The 5097-nt window shown below is 52.1% G+C and carries 2 tRNA genes and 2 rRNA genes; all 4 read left to right on the forward strand.

What is annotated here, in order from left to right:
* Positions 1 to 178: 178 nt before the first annotated feature.
* A 16S ribosomal RNA gene (locus ACYVJG_RS12790) occupies positions 179 to 1714 on the forward strand.
* A gap of 61 nt (positions 1715 to 1775) precedes the next feature.
* A tRNA-Ile gene (locus ACYVJG_RS12795) sits at positions 1776 to 1852 on the forward strand.
* Positions 1853 to 1875: 23 nt separating this feature from the next.
* Positions 1876 to 1951: transfer RNA gene (locus ACYVJG_RS12800), tRNA-Ala, on the forward strand.
* A gap of 213 nt (positions 1952 to 2164) precedes the next feature.
* Positions 2165 to 5049 (forward strand): 23S ribosomal RNA (locus tag ACYVJG_RS12805).
* Together the 16S and 23S rRNA genes with 2 tRNA genes alongside form the textbook arrangement of a ribosomal RNA operon.
* Positions 5050 to 5097: the final 48 nt, after the last annotated feature.

Genomic DNA, 5097 nt, shown 5'->3' on the forward strand with positions numbered 1-5097 from the left:
GGAGTGGGTATAGTTCGCTTCCTCGCTGCAACACAGCAGCAGCAAACAGCGTTTAGTTGTTTGATCGATCTTTAACAGAATACAACCGATAGGTGTAAGCGCTTGGACATCAAGTGCTTGCACAACAAAATACGTCAGTATTGAGTTTTGTGAGCGAAAATAAGTTTAAACAGAGATTGAACTGAAGAGTTTGATCCTGGCTCAGATTGAACGCTGGCGGCATGCTTTACACATGCAAGTCGAACGGTAACAGGGTGCTTGCACCGCTGACGAGTGGCGAACGGGTGAGTAATGCGTCGGAACGTGCCGAGTAATGGGGGATAACGCATCGAAAGGTGTGCTAATACCGCATACGCTCTGAGGAGGAAAGCTGGGGATCGAAAGACCTGGCGTTATTCGAGCGGCCGACGTCTGATTAGCTAGTTGGTGAGGTAAAGGCTCACCAAGGCGACGATCAGTAGCGGGTCTGAGAGGATGATCCGCCACACTGGGACTGAGACACGGCCCAGACTCCTACGGGAGGCAGCAGTGGGGAATTTTGGACAATGGGGGCAACCCTGATCCAGCCATGCCGCGTGTCTGAAGAAGGCCTTCGGGTTGTAAAGGACTTTTGTTAGGGAGCAAGTCCTGCAGGTTAAGAGCTAGTAGGGATGAGAGTACCTAAAGAATAAGCACCGGCTAACTACGTGCCAGCAGCCGCGGTAATACGTAGGGTGCAAGCGTTAATCGGAATTACTGGGCGTAAAGGGTGCGCAGGCGGTATTGTAAGCCAGATGTGAAATCCCCGGGCTCAACCTGGGAACTGCGTTTGGAACTGCAATGCTAGAGTGTGTCAGAGGGGGGTGGAATTCCACGTGTAGCAGTGAAATGCGTAGAGATGTGGAGGAACACCGATGGCGAAGGCAGCCCCCTGGGATAACACTGACGCTCAGGCACGAAAGCGTGGGGAGCAAACAGGATTAGATACCCTGGTAGTCCACGCCCTAAACGATGACAACTAGCCGTTGGGAACTTCGGTTCTTGGTGGCGTAGCTAACGCGAGAAGTTGTCCGCCTGGGGAGTACGGTCGCAAGATTAAAACTCAAAGGAATTGACGGGGGCCCGCACAAGCGGTGGATGATGTGGATTAATTCGATGCAACGCGAAAAACCTTACCTGGTCTTGACATGCTAGGAATCTCTGAGAGATCGGAGAGTGCCCGAAAGGGAGCCTAGACACAGGTGCTGCATGGCTGTCGTCAGCTCGTGTCGTGAGATGTTGGGTTAAGTCCCGCAACGAGCGCAACCCTTGCCATTAGTTGCCATCATTAAGTTGGGCACTTTAATGGGACTGCCGGTGACAAACCGGAGGAAGGTGGGGATGACGTCAAGTCCTCATGGCCCTTATGACCAGGGCTTCACACGTCATACAATGGTCGGTACAGAGGGTTGCCAAGCCGCGAGGTGGAGCTAATCTCATAAAACCGATCGTAGTCCGGATCGCAGTCTGCAACTCGACTGCGTGAAGTCGGAATCGCTAGTAATCGCGGATCAGCATGTCGCGGTGAATACGTTCCCGGGCCTTGTACACACCGCCCGTCACACCATGGGAGTGGGGGATACCAGAAGTAGGTAGGATAACCGCAAGGAGTCCGCTTACCACGGTATGTTTCATGACTGGGGTGAAGTCGTAACAAGGTAGCCGTAGGGGAACCTGCGGCTGGATCACCTCCTTTCTAGAGAAAAGATGATCTAAGCGCTTACAGCCTATCGGTTGTGAATCAAAAGTCGTAGTCTGGGTCTGTAGCTCAGTCGGTTAGAGCACCGTCTTGATAAGGCGGGGGTCGTTGGTTCGATTCCAACCAGACCCACCATCGAAAGATGGCATAGGCCGTATGGGGGCATAGCTCAGTTGGGAGAGCACCTGCTTTGCAAGCAGGGGGTCGTCGGTTCGATCCCGTCTGCCTCCACCAAACACTGCGACAGTAGAACGCAAAAGCGAATGAGTAGTGCTCATTGGCATGTGCGTTTTGCACTCGATCTTTAACAAATTAGAAGAAGTAAAGACATCAAACTTAAGTAATAGAGACTCAACCTGCGGGTTGACTCTCGAAACTGGGTTAGATTGCATCGCTGTTAGGCTTGTTTGTAGGCCTAACAGACTCTGTAAGTGTTTCAACTTATAGGATCAAGCGAATAAGTGCATCTGGTGGATGCCTTGGCGATGATAGGCGACGAAGGACGTGTAAGCCTGCGAAAAGCTTCGGGGAGCTGGCAATATAGCTTTGATCCGGAGATGTCCGAATGGGGAAACCCACTCCGCAAGGAGTACTCCGACCTGAACACATAGGGTCGGTAGAGCGAACCGGGAGAACTGAAACATCTAAGTACCCCGAGGAAAAGAAATCAACCGAGATTCCCAAAGTAGTGGCGAGCGAAATGGGAACAGCCTGTGCGTGATACCGAACGAACTAACAGAACATCCTGGAAAGATTGGCCATAGCGGGTGATAGCCCCGTATGTGAAAGTTCATTCGGCTTACTAAGCGCACGACAAGTAGGGCGGGGCACGTGAAACCCTGTCTGAATATGGGGGGACCATCCTCCAAGGCTAAATACTCATCATCGACCGATAGTGAACCAGTACCGTGAGGGAAAGGCGAAAAGAACCCCGGGAGGGGAGTGAAATAGAACCTGAAACCGGATGCATACAAACAGTGGGAGCTCCCTCGTGGAGTGACTGCGTACCTTTTGTATAATGGGTCAGCGACTTACGTTCAGTAGCAAGCTTAACCGAATAGGGGAGGCGTAGCGAAAGCGAGTCCGAATAGGGCATCCAGTTGCTGGGCGTAGACCCGAAACCAAGTGATCTATCCATGGCCAGGATGAAGGTGCCGTAACAGGTACTGGAGGTCCGAACCCACTAATGTTGCAAAATTAGGGGATGAGCTGTGGATAGGGGTGAAAGGCTAAACAAACTTGGAAATAGCTGGTTCTCCCCGAAAACTATTTAGGTAGTGCCTCGAGATTACACTGACGGGGGTAGAGCACTGTTATGGCTAGGGGGTCATCGCGACTTACCAAACCATGGCAAACTCCGAATACCGTCAAGTGCGTCCTCGGGAGACAGACACCGGGTGCTAACGTCCGGTGTCAAGAGGGAAACAACCCAGACCGCCAGCTAAGGTCCCAAATGATATGCTAAGTGGTAAACGAAGTGGGAAGGCCTAGACAGCCAGGATGTTGGCTTAGAAGCAGCCATCATTTAAAGAAAGCGTAATAGCTCACTGGTCGAGTCGTCCTGCGCGGAAGATGTAACGGGGCTCAAGCATATAACCGAAGCTGCGGATGCACATTGTGCATGGTAGGGGAGCGTTCTGTAGGCCTGCGAAGGTGGCTTGTAAAGGCCGCTGGAGGTATCAGAAGTGCGAATGCTGACATGAGTAGCGATAAAGGGAGTGAAAAGCTCCCTCGCCGTAAACCCAAGGTTTCCTACGCAACGTTCATCGGCGTAGGGTGAGTCGGCCCCTAAGGCGAGGCAGAAATGCGTAGTCGATGGGAAACAGGTCAATATTCCTGTACCGATTTTAGATGCGATGGGGGGACGGAGAAGGGTAGGTCAGCTAGCTGTTGGAATAGCTAGTTTAAGCGTGTAGAGAGATGAATTAGGCAAATCCGGTTCATCATATCTCAAGGCGTGACGACGAGTGTCCACGGACACGAAGTGACTCATCCCAAGCTCCCAGGAAAAGCCTCTAAGCTTCAGTCTAAAATCGACCGTACCGCAAACCGACACAGGTGGGTAGGTAGAGAATACCAAGGCGCTTGAGAGAACTCGGGTTAAGGAACTCGGCAAATTGACACCGTAACTTCGGGAGAAGGTGTGCCCCTCCAGGTCATGTCCCTCGCGGACGCAGCCCAGAGGGGTCGCAGAGAATAGGTGGCTGCGACTGTTTATTAAAAACACAGCACTGTGCCAACACGAAAGTGGACGTATACGGTGTGACGCCTGCCCGGTGCTGGAAGATTAAATGATGGGGTGCAAGCTCTTGATTGAAGTCCCAGTAAACGGCGGCCGTAACTATAACGGTCCTAAGGTAGCGAAATTCCTTGTCGGGTAAGTTCCGACCCGCACGAATGGCGTAACGATGGCCACACTGTCTCGACCCGAGACTCAGCGAAGTTGAAATGTTTGTGAAGATGCAATCTCCCCGCGGCTAGACGGAAAGACCCCGTGAACCTTTACTGTAGCTTTGCATTGGACTTTGACCTCACTTGTGTAGGATAGGTGGGAGGCTATGAAACTAGGACGCCAGTCCTAGCCGAGCCATCCTTGAAATACCACCCTGGTGGCGTTGAGGTTCTAACCTTGGTCCATTATCTGGATCGGGGACCGTGCATGGTAGGCAGTTTGACTGGGGCGGTCTCCTCCCAAATCGTAACGGAGGAGTTCGAAGGTTACCTAGGTACGGTCGGACATCGTACTCTTAGTGCAATGGCAAAAGGTAGCTTAACTGCGAGACTCACACGTCGAGCAGGTGCGAAAGCAGGACATAGTGATCCGGTGGTTCTGTATGGAAGGGCCATCGCTCAACGGATAAAAGGTACTCCGGGGATAACAGGCTGATTCCGCCCAAGAGTTCATATCGACGGCGGAGTTTGGCACCTCGATGTCGGCTCATCACATCCTGGGGCTGTAGCCGGTCCCAAGGGTATGGCTGTTCGCCATTTAAAGTGGTACGTGAGCTGGGTTTAAAACGTCGTGAGACAGTTTGGTCCCTATCTGCCGTGGGCGTTGGAAGTTTGAGGGGACCTGCTCCTAGTACGAGAGGACCGGAGTGGACGAACCTCTGGTGTACCGGTTGTGACGCCAGTCGCATCGCCGGGTAGCTATGTTCGGAAGAGATAACCGCTGAAAGCATCTAAGCGGGAAACTCGCCTCAAGATGAGACTTCCCTGAGGCTTTAAGCCTCCTAAAGAGTCGTTGAAGACCACAACGTTGATAGGTCGGGTGTGGAAGCGCAGTAATGCGTTAAGCTAACCGATACTAATTGCTCGTGTGGCTTGATCCTATAAGTTGCGACACTTACTACAATCTAACCCTTGTCTTTACTTCTTCA

It is taken from the genome of Aquaspirillum soli (genome assembly GCF_054781915.1).